This is a genomic window from Sinorhizobium sp. BG8 (genome assembly GCF_016864555.1).
Lineage (GTDB): Bacteria > Pseudomonadota > Alphaproteobacteria > Rhizobiales > Rhizobiaceae > BG8.
This window is the reverse complement of the sequence record NZ_CP044011.1, coordinates 2750524-2772980: the sequence shown is the minus strand read 5'-3', so window position 1 is coordinate 2772980 and position 22457 is coordinate 2750524. Positions and strand designations below refer to the sequence as shown.

General features: G+C 61.9%; 14 protein-coding genes and 1 pseudogene. 4 read left to right on the top strand and 11 right to left on the bottom strand.

Annotated elements, in window-relative coordinates; genetic code table 11:
- Window positions 1-89: 89 nt before the first annotated feature.
- The 3 genes from F3Y30_RS13140 to F3Y30_RS13130 all read right to left on the bottom strand — a co-directional run bounded on the left by F3Y30_RS13140 (window position 90) and on the right by F3Y30_RS13130 (window position 6861).
- Entirely contained in the window at window positions 90-3746 is a 3657-nt protein-coding gene (locus tag F3Y30_RS13140; protein ID WP_203423139.1) for an SPOR domain-containing protein, read from the bottom strand.
- A gap of 62 nt (window positions 3747-3808) precedes the next feature.
- Entirely contained in the window at window positions 3809-5569 is a 1761-nt protein-coding gene (argS, locus tag F3Y30_RS13135) for an arginine--tRNA ligase (protein ID WP_203423138.1), read from the bottom strand.
- Window positions 5570-5643: 74 nt separating this feature from the next.
- Window positions 5644-6861, bottom strand: coding sequence for a deoxyguanosinetriphosphate triphosphohydrolase (locus F3Y30_RS13130; RefSeq protein ID WP_203423137.1), 1218 nt, complete (start codon window positions 6859-6861; stop codon window positions 5644-5646).
- Window positions 6862-7078: 217 nt separating this feature from the next.
- Here F3Y30_RS13130 and erpA point away from each other — a divergent pair, with 217 nt between their 5' ends.
- The gene (gene erpA / locus F3Y30_RS13125; RefSeq protein WP_203423136.1) at window positions 7079-7411 is read left to right on the top strand and encodes an iron-sulfur cluster insertion protein ErpA; all 333 of its coding nucleotides are present in this window, start codon (window positions 7079-7081) and stop codon (window positions 7409-7411) included.
- A 57-nt stretch (window positions 7412-7468) separates the two neighbouring features.
- On the opposite strand, the gene F3Y30_RS13120 is transcribed toward erpA, so the two are convergent.
- Entirely contained in the window at window positions 7469-8962 is a 1494-nt protein-coding gene (locus tag F3Y30_RS13120; RefSeq protein ID WP_203423135.1) for a nucleobase:cation symporter-2 family protein, read from the bottom strand.
- A 202-nt stretch (window positions 8963-9164) separates the two neighbouring features.
- On the opposite strand from F3Y30_RS13120, the gene xth reads away from it, so the two are divergent.
- A complete protein-coding gene (gene xth, locus F3Y30_RS13115) occupies window positions 9165-9962 on the top strand; it encodes an exodeoxyribonuclease III (protein ID WP_203423134.1) in 798 nt (265 codons plus the stop codon).
- 74 nt (window positions 9963-10036) lie between these two features.
- On the opposite strand, the gene exoR is transcribed toward xth, so the two are convergent.
- The 6 genes from exoR to F3Y30_RS13085 all read right to left on the bottom strand — a co-directional run bounded on the left by exoR (window position 10037) and on the right by F3Y30_RS13085 (window position 19435).
- Window positions 10037-10840 carry an exopolysaccharide production regulator ExoR gene (gene exoR / locus F3Y30_RS13110; protein ID WP_203423133.1) on the bottom strand — a complete coding sequence of 268 codons (804 nt, stop codon included), beginning with the start codon at window positions 10838-10840 and terminating at the stop codon, window positions 10037-10039.
- Window positions 10841-11312: 472 nt separating this feature from the next.
- A complete protein-coding gene (locus F3Y30_RS13105; RefSeq protein WP_203426609.1) occupies window positions 11313-12599 on the bottom strand; it encodes an OmpP1/FadL family transporter in 1287 nt (428 codons plus the stop codon).
- Between the two features lie 500 nt (window positions 12600-13099).
- A complete protein-coding gene (locus tag F3Y30_RS13100; RefSeq protein WP_203423132.1) occupies window positions 13100-15943 on the bottom strand; it encodes a valine--tRNA ligase in 2844 nt (947 codons plus the stop codon).
- Window positions 15944-16083: 140 nt separating this feature from the next.
- Window positions 16084-16881, bottom strand: coding sequence for a PopZ family protein (locus tag F3Y30_RS13095; RefSeq protein WP_203423131.1), 798 nt, complete (start codon window positions 16879-16881; stop codon window positions 16084-16086).
- A gap of 245 nt (window positions 16882-17126) precedes the next feature.
- On the bottom strand, window positions 17127-18494 hold the full coding sequence (locus tag F3Y30_RS13090; RefSeq protein ID WP_203426608.1) for a TolC family outer membrane protein: 1368 nt from the start codon (window positions 18492-18494) through the stop codon (window positions 17127-17129).
- Window positions 18495-18781: 287 nt separating this feature from the next.
- Window positions 18782-19435 (bottom strand): protein-L-isoaspartate O-methyltransferase, encoded by a 654-nt coding sequence (locus F3Y30_RS13085; protein ID WP_203423130.1) that lies wholly within the window; start codon window positions 19433-19435, stop codon window positions 18782-18784.
- 351 nt (window positions 19436-19786) lie between these two features.
- Between F3Y30_RS13085 and exbB the strand changes: the two genes are divergently transcribed.
- Together exbB and exbD are read left to right on the top strand one after the other, a co-directional pair.
- Window positions 19787-20878 (top strand): tonB-system energizer ExbB, encoded by a 1092-nt coding sequence (exbB, locus tag F3Y30_RS13080; protein WP_246752741.1) that lies wholly within the window; start codon window positions 19787-19789, stop codon window positions 20876-20878.
- Between the two features lie 3 nt (window positions 20879-20881).
- Window positions 20882-21309, top strand: a pseudogene (exbD, locus tag F3Y30_RS13075) (TonB system transport protein ExbD).
- A 76-nt stretch (window positions 21310-21385) separates the two neighbouring features.
- Here the strand turns inward: exbD and F3Y30_RS13070 are convergent.
- Entirely contained in the window at window positions 21386-22204 is an 819-nt protein-coding gene (locus tag F3Y30_RS13070) for a calcium-binding protein (protein ID WP_203423129.1), read from the bottom strand.
- Window positions 22205-22457 lie beyond the last annotated feature (253 nt).

The window sequence follows — 22457 nt, the reverse complement described above, 5'->3', positions numbered from 1 at the left end:
GAAGAGCCCCGCGTCCCGAAAGGCTTCCCTCAACGCAAGAAGGGCGCGGAGATCCGCGCCCTTCTGGTTAACGCTGAGAGTATCGCGGCCTACTTTGTGACGATGCAGCTTCCACCCGCGCTCTTGTACTTCGAGCACAGCGCATTGGCTTCCTCGCGCGAGCCGGCAGGGATGCGAACACGGTAGTAGGTACCCTTGTTCGGGATCTCAGCCTTCTTGATGTCGACACCGCGTCCGCCGATGACATCGGAGAACTTCGAGGACAGGCTTCCGTAGGACTTCTGGGCCTCGGCTTCCGAAGGCAGCGACGCGATCTGGATCACGTAACCACCCGGGTTGGCTGCTGCGACCTGAACCTGCTCGGCGGGCTTTTCGGCCGGCTGGGAAGCAGTCATCTCGGGCGTCGCCACGGGGGTGGCCTGCTCAGCCTTGGCCTCCACGGGCTTCGCGCCCGGGACCGGGGTATTGCCGCCGGTATTGCCGTTACCGAAAGTCGTCGTCTTCACGACCCGAACCGGTGCGGAATCCTCAACGTTCGCCTTGGCGACCTCCTGGAGAGCCCCTTCGGTCCCCGCTTCCTGCTTCTCGCCAGCTCTGAGCGGCGTGGAAGAGGGAAGAGCTGCCTCGCCGGCTTCTGCCGTCGGAAGCGCTCCGCTGGGTGCGGCAAGCGCAGACTTCGTGGCGTTGCCAATCGTGTCCTGTCCTGCCTCGCCCGATGTTGCGGCAGAGGCGGTTTCGGCCTCGCTCACAGTTTCCTCGCGAGCAACAAGCGTACCGTCCGGCTTGACGATCATCGTGCGTACCTTGCGCGGAGAAACGACGGGCGCCTTGCCTTCCTGTTCCTTCGCTGTCCCGGTCTCGTCAACGCCGGGCAACAGGCGGCTGTCTTCTTCGGCGTTACCGATGACGGACGCGACATCGTCCTCGCTATCGTTGGGAAGCGTTTCCGGCGTCAGCGTCCGCTGCACCACGTCAACCGGCTCCTCGGTCGTGGTAACCAGCTTTTCCTGCTTCGGCGTAGCATCGGCCGTTCCGGCCACGCGGTCATAGACCGCCTTGTCCTGGTTGGGTACGGTCTTTCCGCCCTTTTCCTCGGGCACGATCTTGACCGGTTCCTTGTCGGCAAGGATGACCCGCGGCTCGCCGGAACCCGGTCCGACGTCACCGGTGCTCCACATCCATGCATAGACGCCGCCACCGCCGAGCGCGACCACGAGGGCGATCGACGCTGCAATCAGCATGCCCTTGCCGCGACGGGGCTCATCGTAGCCGACGTCGTCATATTCTTCGTCGCCCTGCAGAGGATCGACCTGAATTGCGGTGCGCTCCGCCTGGGTCAGGGAACGGCGAAAGTCCTCCTGGAGAGCCTTCTCGAAATCGTCCGCGTCGCCATCGGCAGCCGCAGATGACTCGGCGGCGGGATAACCGGCCGAAGCAGCGGCAGCACCTACAGCCACAGCAGCGGCAGTCTTCGCTGCCGAGGGCTCGGCGAAGAGCTGCGCCATTTCCGCATCAAGGTCCAGGTCGTAGTCCGGCTGATAGGCGGCCGGCTTTTCCTTTTCGACGGGCGGCAACTGCGGCACGTCGAGCTCGGTGACCGGAGACACGCTGTACTCGGTGTCCGCGATCATCGACGGGTCGAACGGCAGGGCGTTGTCTGTCGAATCGGCTCCTGAAGTATCGTCTTCCTCTGCCACCGGCTCGGCAACCGGCGCGACATAGGTCGCAACAGGCGGAACAACGGTCTGCGCTGCCCGCACAGGCACCTGCTCGACCGGGCGAGCCACCGCAGGCTCTGGTCGCTTCGCAACTTCGGCCACGGGCGCCGCAACCGGTTTCTCATCGTTCAGCGAAAAATCGCCAAGGTCGAGATCGAGGTCCATCTCGGAAAGATCGAGTTCGAAGTTGTCGAACCCCCCGTCGGTCCCGGTGTCTGGCTTGACTTCGGCAGAAGGCTGTACGGCGGCAACCTCTACGACGGGAGCCGGCGCCTCGATGACGCGAGCAACCGGCGCCGCGGCAATGGCAACGGGTTCGGCCACTGCAGCAATGGGTTCGACGACGGCTGCAACGGGTGCGGCGACCGCTACCGCCGGGGCAACCACTTCACGAGAAACCGGCGCCTGCGAGCGCACGAAGGGAGTGGCGCGGGTAAAGATCGGCGCCGAGCCGTGGTCGACCTGGGCCGACTGCCGCGACGGGACAACTGCGGAGGGAAGAACGGACGATGGACGGAGTTCCGGCATCGGGAAGCGTTCCACTTCCGCCAGCAGGTCGTCGATCTGGTATCCATCGGCAGCAGGCGCTACGGGCGCCACCGCGTAGGCCTCTTCGGAGTGGAAGGCATGCTCTTCCGCCACCGCTTCCGATTGCCAGGCCATTTCGCGCTCGGCGCGGGCAAGCGCATCGTTGGCGACCGGTTCCGTCACCAGATGAGTCTCCGAACCGGCATACCCCTGTTCCGCGTGGAAGGGCTCTTCCGCGGCATCGCCCTGGTCGGCGTAGTGATGATGCATCCAGGTGCCGAACTCGGGTTCGACATTCACTTCGGCTACTGTTGCCGCAACTGCCTGGGGTTCTGCGAACGATGCTTCAAGCGCAACCGGCTCAGGCTGGTTCCAGCGCGCAACGTAGTCCAGTTCTCCTCCGGCAGCGGGCTCATCGGAGACAGGTTGATAGGCGAGATTTGCCTCGACCGAGGCCTCTGCCTCGATCTCCGGCACGTAGGACGGCATGGCCTGCTCGATCGGTTCCGGCAAAGTTGCCGGATGCAGTCCCAGGTGGACAGGCTCTTCCGCCTCTTCAGCGATGGGAGCGTAAGCCTCGGGCTCGTCGCCGTCGATTTTCAGCGCGTCGCCGATCGACAGCTCCAATTCCTTCTCGAGATCGATGGTCTCGAACTCGAGCGGATCGTCCTCAGCACGCGTCGGCTGCAGGCCGAGATAGACGGGCTCATGGGGGACGGAGTCCTGAACCGGTTCGGCCGGGATTTCGTTGGATGCGCTCTCCTCTGGTGAAAAGGCGTGGGCGCTGTCCGACACCTCGTATTCCGCGGCTTCCGCTGCGCTTTCAAAGCCCGCCTGGGCCTCATACGCGGAATTGGCAAGGTGCGGCTCGTCCCGGTAATCACTCTCGGCGGGAGAAACGTCGACCGTATGGGCGTATACGGTGTAGTCGCCTTGGGCCTCGTACGCCGAAACCTCGCGAGCGTGTTCAAAGACCTGGGAGGCGTACTGCGAATCGATTGCATCGCCGACGTTTGCCTCGGCAGCGAATCCCGCATCGTCCTGCTGTGCGAAAGAATCATCCGGCGCGAATGACTCTTCGACCGCGATTTCCTCGCTGGAAATCTCCAGCTCGGCATAGGCCGTGTCCTGGCCGACGCCAAAGTCTTCGGGCCCGGAGACGACATTCCAGCCGCCCGTCTCGTTCGACGCAGCCTGGCTGGCATCCTCTTCGGGGCTTGGAGGCCGCGAGATATGATCGACAGGATCGAGCCGCGGCGGAGCGTCGTAGAGTTCGAACTCCCGCATCAGTTCGTCCTCGAGCCCGAAAGCGGGCTCCTGACGCTGCTGCGGAACCTGAACCGGTTCTACAACCCTCATACCGAGACTGGCCGGACGCTGCTCCGGAGTGACAGGGCGCGGATCAAAACCGACAATGCGTGCAAGCTCGCTCAACGGATCATCATCCGCCAAGAGATCCGTGTCAGCGATACCGCTTCGCGCGAAGTTCTTGTCTGCCATGCTGCTCCACTCACAAGCTACGGGTTACCCGGATGCCAGCCTATTGTGGGGAAATGGTGACGTTACCGCATTTCGTCCGGGGCCGCCGTGCCTGTAATAGACAGGCCCGACTTCAGAACAGATGCGACCGCATGCACCAGCCCGAGTCTGGCAATACTCGATTCTCTATTCTTATCGTTAACAAATCGTAATTCAGGTGAATCCTTGCCTTTGTTCCAGTGGGCATGGAAAGCACTGGCAAGATCATACAGGTAAAAAGCGATTCGGTGAGGCTCGTGGGCCAGTGCCGCAGCCTCGATCATTCTCGGATATTCTGCAAGCTTTCCGATCAGCTGAAGTTCACTCGGATCGTTGATGTTGCCCTCGATTTGAGAGGCCAGCGTCGCAGACGAAACATCAAGTCCCGGAAAGGCTTCCGCAGCCTGTCGGAACACCGACATGCAACGCGCATGGGCGTATTGCACGTAGAACACCGGATTGTCCTTCGACTGTTCCGTCACCTTGGCAAAGTCGAAATCCAGCGGTTCGGAGTTCTTGCGGTAGATCATCATGAAGCGTACCGGATCGCGACCCACTTCCTCGACGACGTCCCGCAGCGTCACGAAGTCGCCTGACCGCTTCGACATCTTTACGGGCTCACCGTTCCTGAACAGTTTGACGAGCTGGCATAGCAGCACGGTCAGCTCGGACTTTCCTTCGGAGATCGCGCGGGCGACCGCCTCCAGCCGCTTGACATAACCGCCGTGGTCCGCGCCGAGGATGTAGATCATCTCGTCGAAGCCGCGGTCGTACTTGTCCTTGAAGTAGGCCACGTCGGCGGCGAAGTACGTATAGGATCCGTCCGACTTGATCAGCGGCCGATCGATGTCGTCGCCGACTTCCGTCGAGCGGAAAAGCGTCTGCTCGCGGTCTTCCCAGTCCTCGGGCAGCTGCCCCTTCGGTGGCGGCAGGACACCCTTGTAGACATGGCCCTTGAAGGTCAGGTCGTTGATGGCGGTACGAATGCGCGCGCCGTTACCGTCGTGCAGGGCACGTTCGGAGAAGAAGATGTCGTGCGTGACGTTCAGCGAGGCAAGGTCCTCGCGGATCATCGCCATCATCGCGTCGATCGAGCGGTCCTTGATGATGGGCAGCCACTTGTTTTCCGGCATCGCGCGCAGGCTGCTGCCGAATTCGGCCACGAGCGCCTTTGCTACCGGAACGAGATAATCGCCCGGATAGAGGCCCGGGGGAATTTCCCCGATCGTTTCGCCGAGCGCTTCGCGGTAGCGCAGGTAGACGGACCGGGCCAGCACGTCGATCTGCGAGCCCGCGTCGTTGATGTAGTATTCCTTTGTGACCCCATAGCCAGCGAAGGAAAGCAGGTTGGCAAGGGTGTCACCGACGACAGCGCCGCGGCAGTGGCCCACGTGCATCGGGCCGGTCGGATTGGCCGACACGTACTCGACGTTGACCTTCTTGCCGCCCCCGATTTCGCTTTTGCCGAAGTCCGTGCCCTCGAGAATCATCCGGGTGAGCAACTTCTGCCAGTATGGGACCGACAGGCGCACGTTGATGAAGCCGGGACCAGCAACCGAAACCTCGGCGATTTCCGGATCCGACTTGAGTTCGACGACGATCAGATCTGCAAGCGCGCGCGGATTGAGCCCGAGTGCCTTTGCCAGGACCATCGCGGCATTGGTGGCGACGTCGCCGTGGCTCGCATCGCGCGGCGGTTCCACCGTAATGCGCGAGAAATCAAGATCGTTTCGCTTTTCGCGAACGATTTCAATTCTCTCAAGCGCGCTCTTCACTCTGTTGTCGAAATCGGTAAAAAGATTCATCTCATCCATCCGCGCAAAGGCCGGCTGCGAATGCAATCGACCGTACCTGCGACAATGTTCGGGTTGCGGGGTGACTATCGCAATTCCGGAGTGTGGTCAAACAAACGTCGGTGGGTGCTGATGGCGTAATTGTCCGTCATGCCCGCGAGATAGTCGCCCACATGGCGCGCCTTCACCGGCTCCTTCATCTCGGCTATGCGGTCCACCCAGTAGTGGCCCTGCATCAGCTGCGGATCGTTCATATAGGCTTGAAACAGGTCCACCACGATGGACGCAGCGTTCGCCCGCACACGCATCACTTCCGGGTGACGGTAGATGCGGGTGAAGAGCATCTTCTTGATCTGCCGGTCGGTGACCGCCATCGCTTCGGAGAACGTCGCCATCACCCTGCCCGCCCGGCGCACGTCCGTCGCGCTTTGCGGCTTCACTTCACGAATGGCGGCCTGCGCGTAGCCGATCACGTCCTCCACCATCTCGGTGATCTGCCGGCGCATGATCTCGTGGGTGAAGCGCGAGGGCTCCAGCGCCGGGTAACGCGAGCGGACCTCGTGCATGAGCTTGGCGAGGAAGGGTATCTCCTCGAGCATGTCGAAGGTCAAGTAGCCGGACCGGAGCCCGTCATCGATGTCGTGGGTGTTGTAGGCGATATCGTCGGCGATCGCCGCCACCTGCGCTTCGAGGCTGGCGAAGCTCGCCAGCTCGAGATCGTGGAGCATGCAATAATCGAGAATCGGCTGCGGAACCGGACCGCGCGTTCCCTGCCCGCTCTCGGTCAGGAGCGGTCCGTTATGCTTGACGAGTCCCTCGAGGCTTTCCCAGGTCAGGTTCAGGCCGTCGAACTCGGCATATCGGCGCTCGAGCTTGGTGACGATCCGCAACGACTGCGCATTGTGATCGAAGCCACCATAGGGTTCCAGGACCTCGTGCAGGGCATCCTCGCCCGTATGGCCGAAGGGCGTGTGGCCGAAGTCGTGCACCAGCGCCACCCCCTCGGCAAGATCCTCGTCCAGCTTCAGGGCGCGGGCCAGCGCACGCGCGATCTGGGCGACCTCGATCGTGTGGGTCAGGCGTGTACGATAGTGGTCGCCATCGGCCGCGATGAACACCTGCGTCTTGTGCTTCAGCCTGCGGAAAGCCGTCGTATGGACGATCCGATCCCGGTCGCGCTGGAAATCCGATCGCGTGGCGCTTGCTGTTTCAGCGTACAGGCGGCCGCGGCTCGACCAGGGATCGGCTGCGTAGATGGCGCGTTGCCCGGCGCCAAAGCCCAGGGCGTATCTATCGAATGTCATTCTTCACCCGCATCGGCGGCGCCCCATTGACGCCGCCTTAATGCCTTCATACCTATACTGTGCACGGCAGCAAGCCGCGTCGCAAGGCGGATTGAAAAGCGCTTCGGCATCAGTGACTTCCTGAAGGTCCCACCGGAGTTGTGCATCCCACCTGGCGCCCGGCCCGCCAAAGACAGCAGCGATTCTCTCCGGATCTTGACCCCGGCAGGAGGAATGAATGACAGACAAGAACGTTACACTCTCCGACTCCGCGGCCAAACGGATCGCCAAGATTCTCGACGCGGATCCCGCCAAGAGCGCCATGCGCGTTTCCGTTGAAGGCGGCGGCTGTTCCGGCTTTTCCTACAAGTTCGATCTCGTCGAGCAGGCACAGGACGACGATCTCGTGCTTGAAAAAGGCGATGCCCGCGTGCTGATCGACCAGCTGTCGCTGGTCTACATGGACGGCTCCGAGATCGATTTCGTCGACAACCTCCTCGGCCAATCCTTTCAGATCAAGAACCCCAATGCGGTGGCGAGCTGCGGCTGCGGAACCAGCTTTTCGATCTGAGTCCCTTCCCCGCCACATGTGGCCGAGAAAGCGTCCCGGCCACATGAACGCCCCTTTTCAATGACCGCCGTCGGCCGCCATGGCGGCTGCCTTCGTCCTGCGTTCGTCATAGGTCGCCCCGTTGAAGAACACGTTCAGCAGCACGGCAGCGATCGATGCGAGCAGGATGCCTGAATCGATCAGCGGATGAAGGCCATGGGCGATCCATTGCTTGAAGTTCGGCGCGATCAGCGGAATCATCCCGAAGCCGAGCGCAACCGCCACGACGAAGAGATTGTTGCGGTTCGACTTGAAATCCACCGATGAGAGAATGCGGATACCGGTGGCGGCCACCATGCCGAACATGACCAGCCCAGCGCCCCCGAGAACCGCGTTCGGCAAGGATTCGACCATCGCCGCGACCTTGGGCAGCAGGCCAAGCAGCAGCAATATGATGCCGCCCGCCACGCAGACGAACCGCGACTTGACGCCCGTGACACCAACAAGACCCACATTCTGCGAGAAGCTCGTGTAGGGGAACGTGTTGAAGATGCCACCGATGAGGGTTCCAAGCCCGTCTGTCCGCAGGCCCGCCGACAGCATCGAACGCGTCACCGGCTTTTCCGTCATATCGCCGAGCGCCAGGAACATGCCGGTGGATTCGATCATCACGACGAGCATGACGATGCACATGGTGAAGATCAGGACCGGATCGAAGATGGGCGTGCCGAAGTGGAACGGCATGATCGGCGCGAACCACGCGGCCTCCCCGACCTTGGCGAAGCTCATCATGCCAGAGACGCTCGCAGCAACAGCTCCGATCACGATGCCCAGCAGGACCGCGACATTGGCGAGGAAACCACGCCCGAAACGCGCGATCAGGAGGATCGAGACGAGGACCAGGGCCGATAGCGCCATGCCCGTCAGAGGCGCGTAGGCCGGGTTCGGCACCGAGGGCGCCAGCGCAAGCTTCTCAGGAACCGCCGGCACGCCAGACCCGCCGCCGGCTAGCGCCTTTACGCTGTCGAGCCACGCGACGTACGAGGGGTCGACGAGGCTCGGAGCCGTGGGACCGACCGGGTTGCCGAAGATCCAGTTGATGCCAATGCGCATGAGCGACACCCCGATCACAAGGATGATCGTGCCGGTGACGACAGGCGGAAAGAAGCGCAGAAGGCGGCTGACGACAGGTGCGATCAATAGCGAGACGATCCCGGCGCCAATGATCGAACCGAAAATAAGGCGCGCGCCGTCCGTGCCGCCGGTCACGTTCGCCATCGAGAGCATCGGGCCGACGGCGGCGAAGGTCACTCCCATCATCACCGGCAGGCGGATACCGAACCACTGCGTCAACCCGAACGACTGAATGAGCGTTACGATGCCGCAAGCGAACAGGTCCGCTGAAATCAGGAAGGCGACGTCCTCGGGCGGCAGTTTCAACGCCCGGCCGATAATGAGCGGAACGGCGACCGCCCCGGCATACATGACAAGCACGTGCTGAAGGCCCAGCATCGCGAGCCTGCCGGTCGGCAGCACCGCGTCGACGGGATGGATCTGTTCGGTTTGTGTCATAGCGTTCCCCTGCTCTCGGCGTCGCGCTCTGGCATCCGGAAGCACCCGGACCGGCGCGATCTGACTGGTTTAGTCGGCTATCCTGCCTCCCTCAGGGTTGCACGGCCAGCATGACGGAACGATGCGGTTTGTCAAAGGAAAACAGACCGGATAGAAAGGCGGGCAGCCGCGGACGCGACTCTTGGAGAGTGGAGCAGTATCGATGAAAATCGCCACCTGGAACATCAACGGCGTGCGTGCGCGCATTGACAACCTTCTTGCCTGGCTGAAGGAGTCGCAGCCCGATATCGTCGCCCTCCAGGAGATCAAATCGGTCGACGAGGCTTTTCCCCGACTGGAGATCGAGGCCCTCGGCTACCACGTCGAGACCCACGGGCAGAAGGGCTTCAATGGCGTGGCGCTTCTGTCCAGAATGAGGCCCGACGAGGTGAACCGCGGGCTTCCGGGCAATGACGGCGACGAGCAGTCGCGTTTCATCGAAGGTGTGTTTTCCGTCCAGGGCGGCGCGATCCGCGTATGCTCGATCTACCTCCCGAACGGCAATCCGCCGGAAGATCCGGTCAAGTACCCCTACAAGCTGTCATGGATGGATCGGCTCATCGCATTTGCGGAGGACAGGCTCGCCCTGGAAGAGCCGTTGATCCTTGCCGGAGACTACAACGTCATTCCGGAGCCTCACGACTGCTTCGATCCGAAGGTCTGGGCGAAGGATGCTCTCTTTCTTCCGCAGACGCGCTCCACATTCAGGCGCCTCGAGAACCTCGGCCTCACCGATGCGATCCGGGCGACCACCGATGCGACCCCGCTCTATTCCTTCTGGGACTACCAGGCCGGTTGCTGGCCGAAGAACAACGGGATCCGCATCGACCACCTGATGCTCTCGGCCGAAGCCGCGGACCGGCTGCAGTCGGCAGCCATCGAGAAACACGTGAGAAACTGGGAAAAGCCGTCCGACCACGTTCCCGTCGTCGCGACGTTCGACTACCAGACGGCGGCGTAAGCCGCCGGGTAACAGCCGGCCTGGATGGCGTTGGTCCGGGTTGACTACCTGCTTCTAGAGAGCCGCAGTGAGCTCTATTCGCCGCCGTTCTTCTGGATATCGTGCGCGATGCTGACAGCTTTGCGGCGGTCGTCTTCCGAGGCGATAGAGAAGGCCTGCTCCTGCATTTCCTGCAACCAGGGCCGGTCTGCCGGTGAACAGTTCTCGATCGAGGCCGTGAGGTAGCCAAGTCCACGCGCCGTCTGGCCTTCCTGGAAAATCAGGTTGCCGAACAAGCCAAGCGCGCCGGCGTGCCCATGCTTGCGGGCCCTGTTCAACCACTTCTTGGCCTGATGCAGATTGGGTGCGCCACCCTCACCGGCAAGAATCATGCGGGCCAGCTGGAACTGCGCCTCCGCGACGCCGAAGGTGGACGCCGCCTGGAAGTATAGCTGCCGCGCCTGCCCGAGATCGATGGAAACCGGGCTGCCCGGAATACCGCGGCGGTAGTAGCCGGCGAGCGAGATCAGCGCATTGACGAAATAGCCGGTGTCTTCCGAACCCGGCTCCACGCCCTGCTGGGCGATTTCGCTGTAGATCTTGAATGCCTCGAAGTCGTTTTCCGCGACACCGTCGCCGTCCGCGTACATGTTGGCCAGCGCCCAGCGCGAACCGGTGTGGCCCTTCTCCGCCGCATAGCGGTAAGCCTCTATCGCGTCACGCTTGCGGCCTTCCTTGTAGGAGAAGAAACCGAACTTGAAGAGATCGAACGGACCACTTTCCTTCGTGACCCCGGCCTCGGGATCGAAGGCAAGCGCGCCGCTTCCCAGTCCCTGAGCAACCGTCAGGCAAAGACCCAGGGCCAGCACCCGCACCGAATTCAACTCGTACTTATGCATCGTGACTACGTTCTTCCGCCTTTCGGCGGCCGCTGACCGCGCCGGCCGCCATCGGCAGTTCGCATATTGAAGGTTGGTGAAACATCATCACGCTTGGCGGAGCGCGATGTGAGCCACGAAGCACATTTCCTCCACGGGTCCTGCACGCGCCGAGTGCCACAGAGGCATCTCGCGTATTTCCCGCCGACGATGGAAATTCCTGGCTCATACTGTCCTTGCACGCACCGCGACGATGCGCCTCGTTGACCCTATCGCTGCGCCTCGTTTGTGGCGGGAAATGGACATTGCGGGCGTCGTGATCTGTCTAGCAGAAGATCACAAAATAAGTGTTGCGGATTCAGCACAATTTCGAACTGTAGGAGCATCCGGCAATCCGCCAACGCCCGTTCACTCCGCCTCTTCCACAACACCGCCCCGATCCAAGACCATTGGCAGCAAATGTCGCCTTTACTTCATTCAAATCAGTCTTTTATCAAAACTTGACCTTGAGTGTCGCCGAGAACGCCGAGACCCAGTCATTGCCGAAATCGTAGCTCACGTCGTCGCCAAAAACACCCTCATCGGTCGTGACCGCGCTCGAGGAGCCGCTCGTCATCAGGCCGAGCGCCCCGGCAAGCCGGAACTCGACGTTTTCAGTGGGCTTGTAGCTCGAGCCGAGACCAACGCTCCAGACGTCCGTCTGGGTGCCAACGCCGGTGCTGGTACCACGGTCCCAGGTAAGGCTCGCCCCGACGCTCCACTGGTCGTCGAGCTTGTGGCCAACGCCGCCGGTGATCGTCCAGCCGTCGCGGTAGAGAAGATCGAGAGAGGTTGCGTCAGCCGGCGAACCGGTGGAGCAGGAAACAACTCCCCTCGTCGCTGTGGGGCAGAAGGTCACCGTCTGCAAGATGCTCCAGTTGGTCCACTTGACCGAGCCGAAGGCGAGCCAGTCGGGGGCAATACCGGTCTGGACAGCAAGCTCCAGCGACTCGGGCATCGTTGCCCGGCCGTAGACCGGTGTATTGTTGCCGAGCAGCGAATTGGTCGGATCGACCGCGGAAGGAACGTCGGTCAGGTCGAGCGTTCCCTCGATGTCTCCGAGATCGACCTGGCTGTTGTAGACGAGGCTCGTACGCAGCGCATATTCCTCGATCTCGTAGGAAACGCCCGCGCGCCAGCCGACGCCGTTGCCTTCGAGGCCCTCAAGCCGCCCGAGACCGGTTCCGGGTAGTCCCAGGCTGCCGAGCACCACCTGAGGCACCACGAGAGCCTCCTTGCTTCCGCCGACTTCCTGGTAGAAGACGCCACCGATCACGCGCAGCTGACCCGGTCCGGCATCGAACTTGTACGAACAGGTTCCGTCGTAGTTGCGGGAGAACACCTCGATCTCAATCATGCTCTTCGCGCCGGCCCAGTTGGGACCCGGGTTGGAGTGGGCGCCCCAAGGCTCGGAGTAGCTGACCATGCAGTCCACCGCATCGCCGATTGCCGCTTTGGCGGCAAGGCGGGGTACGGCGAAGTTGGCGGATTCATCGGCGGTCGACGTGTAGCCAAGATCGTTGAGAGTACCGTAGTAAGGGCTTGGTTTCGTGTCCTTAGCGTTCTTCAGCTTCCGGTCGGGAAGCACGTAGGTCACCGAGGAATCGACGGCGAAGGGCGACTGCTCGAAAAGCAGATCGATATTGTATCCTTCGCGCTCAAGACCACCGGCCATCACCGGCGTGGAAAACGACGCAACAGCTAGAGCGAGTGCCCCTGTCCCGCTCGCAAGTTTCTTCATGTCACTCCCCCGGATGCACTCTTCGATCGCGCTGCCCCACGCGACATCGCTGCGGTTCTTGCGGACTATCAGAAACCAGATGACGATTGGCAAACCCCGCATGCGGCGTTTGCTGCGTCAATAAGCTCACAGACTTACGTAAAATTTCGATTACCCAACGTAAGCGACCGGATGAACGAAACTTCATTCCGCAAACACGACACTTTCAGTCAAATTTAGGAACGCAATTCCACGCACAGACAAGAATGTCACATTCACGCCACAGTTTCCCAATTTGGCGCAGCGCATTCTTACCCCTGTGGATTTAGGGGTATGCGAGCAACCATAAATGGCAGCTGGAAGCGACTACCTCCTGCATCTCACAGTGAGTCGCATCACCGGGTGCAAATCACGGCGCAACAAAAAGCCCCCGCAATGGCTGCGAGGGCTTAGGATTCAGTGGGCAATGGAGATGTGCGGAACGTCGATAGTTCCGCGTGCTCCGGTCGTTCGGCGCGCGGTTAACCGGCCTCGTTGACGCGTCCGAGGGCTACGTGGAGGCTCGACAGCTGCTGCTCGAGTTCCGCCAACCTTTCGCGCTCGGCCTCGACGACTTCCGGCTTTGCATTGGCAACGAACTTCTCGTTCGACAACTTGCCGTTGATGCGTCCCGTCTCTGCATTCGCCTTGTCGATCGCCTTTTCGAGACGGGCCTTTTCCGCCGACAGGTCGATCAGGCTGCCGAGCGGCAAGCAAAGCGTCGCCTCTCCAACAACGATCTGGGCGGAACCCTTTGGAGCGGTGTCCGCAAAAACGATCTCTTCCACGCGTGCCAGACGCCGGATCGCCGTGCGGTGCTGTTCGATGCGCTTGCGCGTCAGGGCGTTTGCGTCGACGAGAACCAGCGGCGCGATCGCTGCAGGTGGAACGTTCATTTCCGAACGCACCGAGCGGATACCCGAGACGACGTCGACCAGCCAGTTGATCTCGTCGGCCGCGCTGTCGTCCGCATAAGCCGGAGACGGCCATTCCGCCTGGCAGATGAGGCCGAGCCGTTCCTTGCCCTCGCCCGCAGTATGCGCCCAGAGCTCCTCCGTCATGAACGGCATGAAGGGGTGCAGGAGTTTGTAGATCTCCTCCAGCACATAGGCCGCGCATGCCTGCGACTCGGCCTTTGCCCCTTCGTCCTCGCCGTTGAAGACGGGCTTCAGCAGTTCGAGGTACCAGTCGCAGAACTGGTTCCATACGAAACGATAGAGAGAACCCGCAGCGTCGTTGAACCGGTAGCCCTCAAGGGCTTCGGTGACGTCGCGCGCGGTGCGGGCGAGTTCGGTCAGGATCCAGCGGTTGATCGTCAGCGCCGCTGCTTCCGGCACGAACTGCGGATCTGCCGTAACGCCGTTCATTTCGGCAAACCGGGTCGCGTTCCAAAGCTTGGTGCCGAAGTTGCGATAGCCGGCGATGCGCGCCGGATCGAGCTTCACGTCCCTGCCCTGCGCGGCCATGATTGCAAGCGTGAAGCGCAGCGCGTCGGCGCCGTACTCGTCGATCAGTTCAAGCGGGTCGATGACGTTGCCCTTGGACTTCGACATCTTCTGACCGTTCTTGTCGCGCACCAGAGCGTGAACGTAGACGGTGTGGAACGGCTCCACCGGGTCGCCGGCATCGTCCTTCATGAAATGCAGGCCCATCATCATCATCCGGGCAACCCAGAAGAAAATGATGTCGAAGCCGGTTACCAGAACGTCGGTCTGGTAATACTTGGCGAGTTCCGTCGTCTGCTGCGGCCAGCCGAGCGTCGAGAAGGGCCAGAGCGCGGACGAGAACCACGTATCGAGCACGTCCTCGTCGCGGGTCAGGATTTCGCCGGGTTTGAAGTTCTCCAGGAGATCCTCGACATAGGCCTTCATCGGTCCTTCATGCGCGAGGTAGTGCTGGATGGCCGCGTGAAGCGCCTCCTCTTCCGTCTTCTCGACGAAGACCTGCCCGTCCGGACCGTACCAGGCCGGGATCTGGTGGCCCCACCACAGCTGGCGCGAGACGCACCAGGGCTGGATGTTTTCCATCCATTCGAAGTAGGTCTTTTCCCAGTTCTTCGGCACGAAGTTCGTCCGGCCCTCGCGCACGGACGCAATCGCGGGCTTTGCGAGCGTTGCCGCATCGACATACCACTGCTCGGTCAGCCGCGGCTCGATCGGAACGCCGCCGCGGTCGCCGTGCGGAACGGTGTGCTTGTGCGGCTCGATCCGGTCAACGAGACCGGCCTCTTCCATGATCTCGACGATGATCTTGCGGGCCTCGAAGCGGTCGGTGCCTTCGAGACGGTCCCACGCACCATGGAGGGCGGCCGGGGAATCCAGTCCTTCGAGGAAGTCCTCGTTCTCCTTGATGGTGATCTTGCCGTCGATCGTAAGAACATTGATCGCGCGAAGTCCCGTGCGCCGGCCGACCTCGAAGTCGTTGAAGTCATGTGCGGGCGTCATCTTGACCGCGCCGGTGCCGGCTTCCGGATCCGGATAGGTATCCGCAACGATCGGAATACGACGCCCGACGATCGGCAGGATGACATGCTTGCCCACGATATCCCGGTAACGCTCGTCATCGGGGTGTACCGCGACGCCGGTGTCGCCCAGCATCGTCTCGGGACGCGTCGTGGCGACAACCAGATAGTCGCGCGTTTCGAACTCCGTCGGCACGCCATCGGCATCGAATACGACGGGGTGCCGATACGTCACGCCCGGTTCCAGGGGGTAGCGCAGATGCCAGAGATTGCCGGTCATCTCGACCTGCTCGACCTCGAGATCGGAGATCGCCGTCAGGAGCTTGGGATCCCAGTTGACCAGGCGCTTGTCCTTGTAGATCAGCCCTTCCTTGTAGAGCGACACGAAGACTTCCAGGACGGCCTCGGAGAGCCCCTCGTCCATGGTGAAGCGTTCGCGGGACCAGTCGCAGGACGCACCGAGGCGCTTCAATTGGTTGAAGATCAACCCGCCCGATTCAGCCTTCCATTCCCAGACCTTCTCGACGAAAGCCTCGCGGCCCATCTCGCGTCGGCCCGGGAGCTGTTGTTCCATCAGCTTGCGCTCGACCACCATCTGCGTGGCGATACCCGCATGGTCCATGCCGGGCTGCCACAGCACGTCCTTGCCGCGCATGCGCTCGAATCGAACCAGAATGTCCTGCAGCGTATTGTTCAGTGCATGCCCCATGTGGAGCGAGCCGGTCACGTTCGGCGGGGGAATGACGATGCTGAACGTCTCCGCGCCGGGCTTTGCGCCACGGCCTGCGCGGAACGCGTCCGCCTCTTCCCACACTTTGGCAATTCGCGGCTCAACGGCGGCGGAATCATAGGTTTTTTCGAGCATTTCGGGCCACGCCTGCTGATTGTTGTCGGGGGCTTGTAAACCGGATGGCAGAGACGGTGTCAACAATAACACGTCAAAAGCCGCTCCGGCACCGGAGCGGCTTCCAATCCGCGCATTTCATCTGACAGAGAGCGAACGCCTTACCTGCGTGGCCCGCGAGCCACTCGTTCGATTTCCTCGCGCACAAGTCGTTCCACCAGGGTCGGCAGGTTATCGTCGAGCCACTCCTGAAGCATCGGGCGCAGCATTTCCTCGGCGATCTCGTCGAAGGAGCGACGCGGGCCGCTGTCAATTGCCTGCGCGAGCGTCCCGAACGACTGAGCGACTCGCTCGCCGACCGCCGGCGATATCAACGCCTGCGGTTCGCGGGGCGAAGAGGACACTTGCTCGGGTTCGGCATGAACAATGGGAAGCGGTACGCTGCGCGCCGGGGCCACGACCGGGTCCAATTCGGGGCGGAACGAGGCTTCGGCGGACGGCTTGTGGACCGGCTGCGATACGTCTGCGGGCTTTGCCGCCACCGCTTGCGGACCCATGAGGGACGTCACGAGGGGGCTTTCGCTGCGGGCGGCTTGCGGCGGATCAATTTCGCGGGCCTTTTCCGGCTCCCGGGCGTAGGCATTCCGTTCGGAGGCCGCACGAACGCGTGCAGCGACGTCTGCGAGCGACAACGCGGGCTGCGCTGCCGCCACTTCGGAGATCTCGACGCGCGAGAACGTCTTTTCTGTACCGGACTCGTCGTCGACGGTCAGGGTGACGTTCATCAGCTCGGCGTCGAGCCTGGCTTCCGCACCGCTGAAAGAACCGGCTTCCACATCCTCCGCCATATCCGCGTCGGGTGCCAAATCGGGCTGGGCCTCGTTGTTTTCGATGATCTTGCGAATGGACGCCAGGATTTCATCCATGGACGGTTCACGCGCTACATTCGGCTGAGCCATTTCAAATTCCCGTTCTCTGCGACGTCACGCTGGCTTTCGAAGGAAAGGTCCCGCTTCTGCGTAGACAGTAGGTGAGTCACGATGCGAACAAAATCCCGCGAATCAGCTGTAACAAGTGATGCACAGATTTGTTTTTTCCGCCATAGAATCAGCGAGCGAGCACGGGAGTCCCCTTGCGCCGGAGGCCCATGGGAGCCGCCTGCGGAAGGCTGGAGAACGAGGTTCAGATGGATTGAAAAACGCCGTCAGCGTCCGTCGACGGTCCGAAGGCCGAACCACTTGTCCTTGACGGCCTCGTAGTGCTCCTCGGAGCGGTACTCCGCGACCCTGAGGTTCTGGCTTGCGACCGTCAGGCGACCGGTAGCCGCGATCAGCGAGTAGCTGGCGACGACGGCGTTGCGCTGGGCGATCGCAAGGCTTTCGCGCGCATCGAGGACGGTCTGCTGCGCATTCAAGACGTCGAGCGTCGTGCGCTGCCCCACGTTGCGCTCCTCGATGACGCCCTGGAGCGCCTGGTTGGCCGCGCTGATCTGGGACCTGCTGGCGGTGATGTTTGCGAGTGCCGCCTCCAGCTCCGCGTGAGCGGAGACGATTGTCCGCTGGACCTCGAGGCGGGCCGAATCGACCAGAATGCGCTGCTGGCCGAGACGTTCCTTGGCCTGCCGGATCGCGCCGTACTCGGCACCACCCTGGTAGAGCGGCACGGTTACACGGGCGCTGATCGTGCCGCTGAGGTTATCGTTCGTGCTGCTGGAGCCATTGACCGACTTGACGACCTCGCCCTGCAGCGAAACGCCCGGAAGCATCGCCCCTTCCTCGGCTTTCACGTTGTAGCCGGCCGAATCGACGTTTCGTTGCGCCGACAGAATAGTCGGGTGCTCCTTGAGCCCCATCGCGACCGCCTGATCGAGGCTCTTCGGCATGGCCCTTGTGGCCGGGGATGGCTGTTTGATACCCTCCGGCGCCTCGCCTACGATCTGCACATAGGCTGCCTCGCTCTGCTTCAGCACGGCTACGGCGCGCACGAGCAGCGCCTGCGCCTCTGCAAGCTCGGCTTCCGCCTGCGCGACGTCGGTCCGCGTCCCCTCGCCGACCTGGAGCCGTGCCTCGGCGGCATTGAGCTGTTCCTGGAGGAATTGCAGGTTCTGCTTGCGGATCGATACGATCTGCTGGTCGCGCGCGATGTTGGCATAGGCCTCGGCCGCGGAAAGCAGCGTGGAAATTTCCTCCGCACGCAGCGCCTCGCGATTGGCCAGCACGTTGGATTCGGCCGAACGCACCCTGTTCAGCGTCTGGAATCCGTCGAAGATCTGCTGCGAGATCGTGAGGCCATAGGCAGAACTGAAGGTGTCACTTCTCCTCAACGAGGAGCCAAAGCAGTTTCCGCCGACCGAAGTGCCAGAGCAAAGCTGCTTATCGTAGAGGGTACGCGTTGCCTCTGCCTGGGCAACGCCACTGATCTGCGGCCGCATCGCCGACTTTGCGATCGTCACGTTCTCGTCGATTGCGCGCAGCGCTGCACGTGCGGCATTCAGGTCCGGATTGTTCTCATAGGCCTTGGCCATCGCGCCGGTGATCGTTTCCGCGGCTGCGCCATGAGGCATTATCAGCATCACGGAAGCGAGAGCGGCGATGAATGGGCTGCTGCGACGAAAACGCACGAATACTTTCTCCACATTGACTGCCTGGCGAGCCCCCGCTCCTCCGCCCGCTGCAGCGCTTCCTCGTTCCCCGCCTCGACGCGCGGGCCTGTACCGGCCCGCATGCCCCGGCGACCCGGGAAAAACCTTGATGCAGGAGGCATTCCTGCAGTTACACGAACCCTCGCAGGCAAGAACGGCACCCGCCCCTACATGCACCGCGAGCCTCGCCGCAAGCAACAGCGCCTGCGAAAGCGGTCTTAGAACACGAATTCGCGCGCCTTGCGGAACCCCGGCAGCGGCTTCACCGACGTGTTGAAAACACCGCGCTCCGACGTCTTGCCCAGCTCGCGAATATAGAGACGCGCCTGCGATGCGTTGCCATAGCCCTGAACCGTCACCAGTCGTCCGCCATCGCGCAGCTGCTCCAGGAGCGCCTCAGGCACCAGTTCGACGGCGCCGTGCACGAAGATCACGTCAAAGGGCGCCTCGGGAGCGTAGCCCTTTTCGAGTTCACCCGTCACGACGGCGACATTGTCGTAGCCAAGGCGAGCGAGTGTTTCGGTTGCCTGGGCGGCCAGTTCCTCGTCACTTTCGAGAGCGACCACCGAGCCGCCGAGCATCGAGAGGATCGCGGAGGCATAACCCGTGCCGCAGCCGATTTCGAGAACGACGTCGCCCTGCTGTACTGCCGCAAGCTGGATCAGCTTGGCGAGGGGCGATGGCTCCATCAGGTAGCGACCCGACTTCAAGTTGATGTCGTTGTCGATGTAGGCCAGCGCCTTCGACTTTGCCGGCACGAACTCTTCGCGCTGCACGGTCAGAAACGCGTTGAGGACCGAATGGGACGTCACATCCGTCGTACGGATCTGGTTGTCGACCATCTTGGTTCGCGCTGCCTTGTAGTCAATCATCTTTCGCCCTGCCAGTAAGCCGTAATCGCCGGCGCGCGCCGGTCGATCGTCCATAGTGTCGATGCCTGTCTTAGTTCGCTTTCGGTGCGGGTGTCCATATCTTCCGCTGCGATTGACCTCCAAAAATGCTGACTTTCCGATGTCATTTTGCCCGTGGAGTGGCGCGAAAACCGGGGACCAACTGGCCCTCTCCCAGCGATTTCGACAAATATCATGATATTTATACTCAACATAACATTGCCTCCTAACCGTTGAATGTCGTAAGGAACGGAACGTTATGCGGGCACTTCCATGATGCGGCCGAGCGCCGCCTGCCCCTTGAGTCACGCCGAATGGAAAGAGGACTAAACCGTGTCTAGACGGTCATCATTGTTGTTTTCGATAGCGCTTCTGGCACTGCTGCCCGTCACCCCGGCAGCCGTTGCCCAGGAGACGCCTGCGACCGCCACCGAGCCACAGGCTACCATCGCGTCCGAAGAAAAGCCGGCCGAAGCTGTCGTTCCCAAAGTCGAGGAGAACACGCCGGCCGGGGCGACGGAGCAAGCTCCCGTGGATCAGCAAACCGCGGCGCAGCCAACCGTGGCACACCCCGATGGCGCTGAACCGACCGTGGATACCGAGACCGAACTGTCAGAGCCGCTTGGCGAGACAGAGACGCTGGTCGAGGCTCCCCTGCCGGCTGGCGAACGGCAGGCAGGCCTTCCCCACGACCTTTCCCCGTGGGGCATGTTCATGGCGGCGGACCTGGTGGTGAAGGGGGTCATGATCGGCCTTGCCTTCGCCTCCGTCGTCACCTGGACCGTTCTGCTTGCGAAACTCCTGGAACTTGCGGCGACCCAGCGCTCGGTTCGCCGTGCTGTGAGGTTGCTCACCAATGCCAACGGGCTTCAGGATGCCGAGGAAGCGCTTGGCCGGAGCCGCAGCATCGCCGCCCAGATGACCCGTGCAGCGCGTGCCGAAATGACAAGCTCCGAGAAGGTGCTCGATCACGTGTCTGACGGTGGCGTCAAGGAGCGTGTCGCCTCCCGCCTTTCGCGCATGGAAGTCTCTGCCGGACGGCGTGTGGCCAAGGGCACGGGCCTCCTTGCCACGATCGGCTCCACCGCTCCCTTCGTCGGCCTCTTCGGCACCGTCTGGGGGATCATGAACTCGTTCATAGGCATCTCGAAGGCGCAGACGACAAACCTCGCGATCGTGGCGCCGGGTATCGCCGAAGCCTTGCTCGCGACCGCCATCGGCCTTGTCGCTGCCATACCGGCCGTCGTGATCTACAACTTCCTTGCTCGCGCCATCACCGGCTATCGGCAGAACCTTGCTGACGCTTCCGCCGCTATCGAGCGTCTCGTCAGCCGCGACCTCGACGTGCGGCGCACGCTTCGCGTCGCCGGCCTGCGTAGCGAACGCGCAGGCGAGAAGCATGACCCGTTGGTGCGGATCGGATAGACCATGGCGAGCAAGATCAGGGAAAATGCCGGCGACGATCTCGAGGAGAACAGCGAGATCAACGTTACGCCTTTCATCGACGTCATGCTCGTGCTGCTGATCATCTTCATGGTCGCGGCACCGCTTGCCACGGTCGATATCAATGTCGACCTTCCCTCCTCGGTCGCCAAGCCTGCCCGCGCGAGGACAAGCCCGTGTTCCTCACGCTGAAGAAGGACCTTTCCGTTTCCATCGGCAACGGCACGATCGCTCGCGACAACTTCGGTCCGGAGATCGACGCAGTCACCGAAGGCAACAAGGATACCCGCATCCTCATCCGCGCCGACAAGGCTGTCGACTACGGAGCGCTTATGGATGTGATGAACCTTCTCCGCTCGGCCGGCTACCCGAAGATCGCCCTAGTCGGGCTCGAGGGCGCCGGCGGCTCCTAGTCGCCACCCAAATGGTCTTCAATGCAAAACGCCCGGTTCATGACCGGGCGTTTTACGTTTCGGTGAAGCGCGTTCGTCAGAACAGGAAGTCCGCTGCATCGAGATCGGCGAGCTTGACCTTCTCCAGCACGATCTTGTCGCCATTGCCGCCATCGATGACGATGCTCGAACCGTCGACCGTCAGGTGGTTCGCCTTGAGGTCCTTGAAGCTCGTTACGGACTTCAGCCCCGAAAGATCGAGTATGTCGTGGTCGGAACCAACAGCATCGAAATCCTTGATCCTGTCCGATCCGTAGCCCGTCGAAAAGACGAAGGTGTCGCTGTCCGCCCCGCCATAGAGCACATCCTTGCCCGTGCCACCGTCCAGCAGGTCCTTGCCGGTGCCGCCTTTCAGCGTGTCATTGCCGCTGCCGCCGTAGAGCTTGTCGTTGCCCGCGCCGCCGTCCAGCGTATCGTTGCCGGCAAGCCCCTGGACCTTGTCGTTGCCCGCGCCGGCAAAGAAGTTGTCGCCGTAGGAAGTTCCGGTGATCGTGTCGCTGCCGGCCAGCAGAAGGTTCACGAACTTGGACGTGCTGCCCGAGTCGAACGCCGACGCCAGCGACTTGCCGCTCACCTTGAGGTTGCTCGCCGAAATGATCGTGCTGCCCTCGGAAACGATGGTGAGACCGGTAAGCGTACCTGCGGTGATTCCGACAACCTCTCCGTTCTTGACGCTGTACTTCAGTCCGGTTCCGTCGAACTTCATGTAGTTTTTGGAATTGTCCGAGAACTTTATGGAAGTGCTGGTGAATTTCTCGCTGTCATAGTCAAGGATGTCCTGCAGGTCTTCGCTCAGGAGCGCGACGAAATCGACCCCACTGCTCTTTGAAAATCCTTTGAGGTTTATCGTTGCCATTTCATCTTCTCCTTGGCGTTCCTGTCATCTTGGTAGCGCGCCCAGAAGCGATCCGGCAACGCCGGAAATGACCCAGAGTTGTATCGATTGGAAACAACGCTAATCCGCAGTTAACACTCAAGGAGCGGTCACAGACTCATCGGCAGGGTCAAGCGGTGAACCGGCGACCGCACGCGGCCATCGCGCCGGCAACTTCTGTGATCAGGCCAAACAAGGTCGAAACGCGACGATTCATGAAGTGCGCACGATCTTG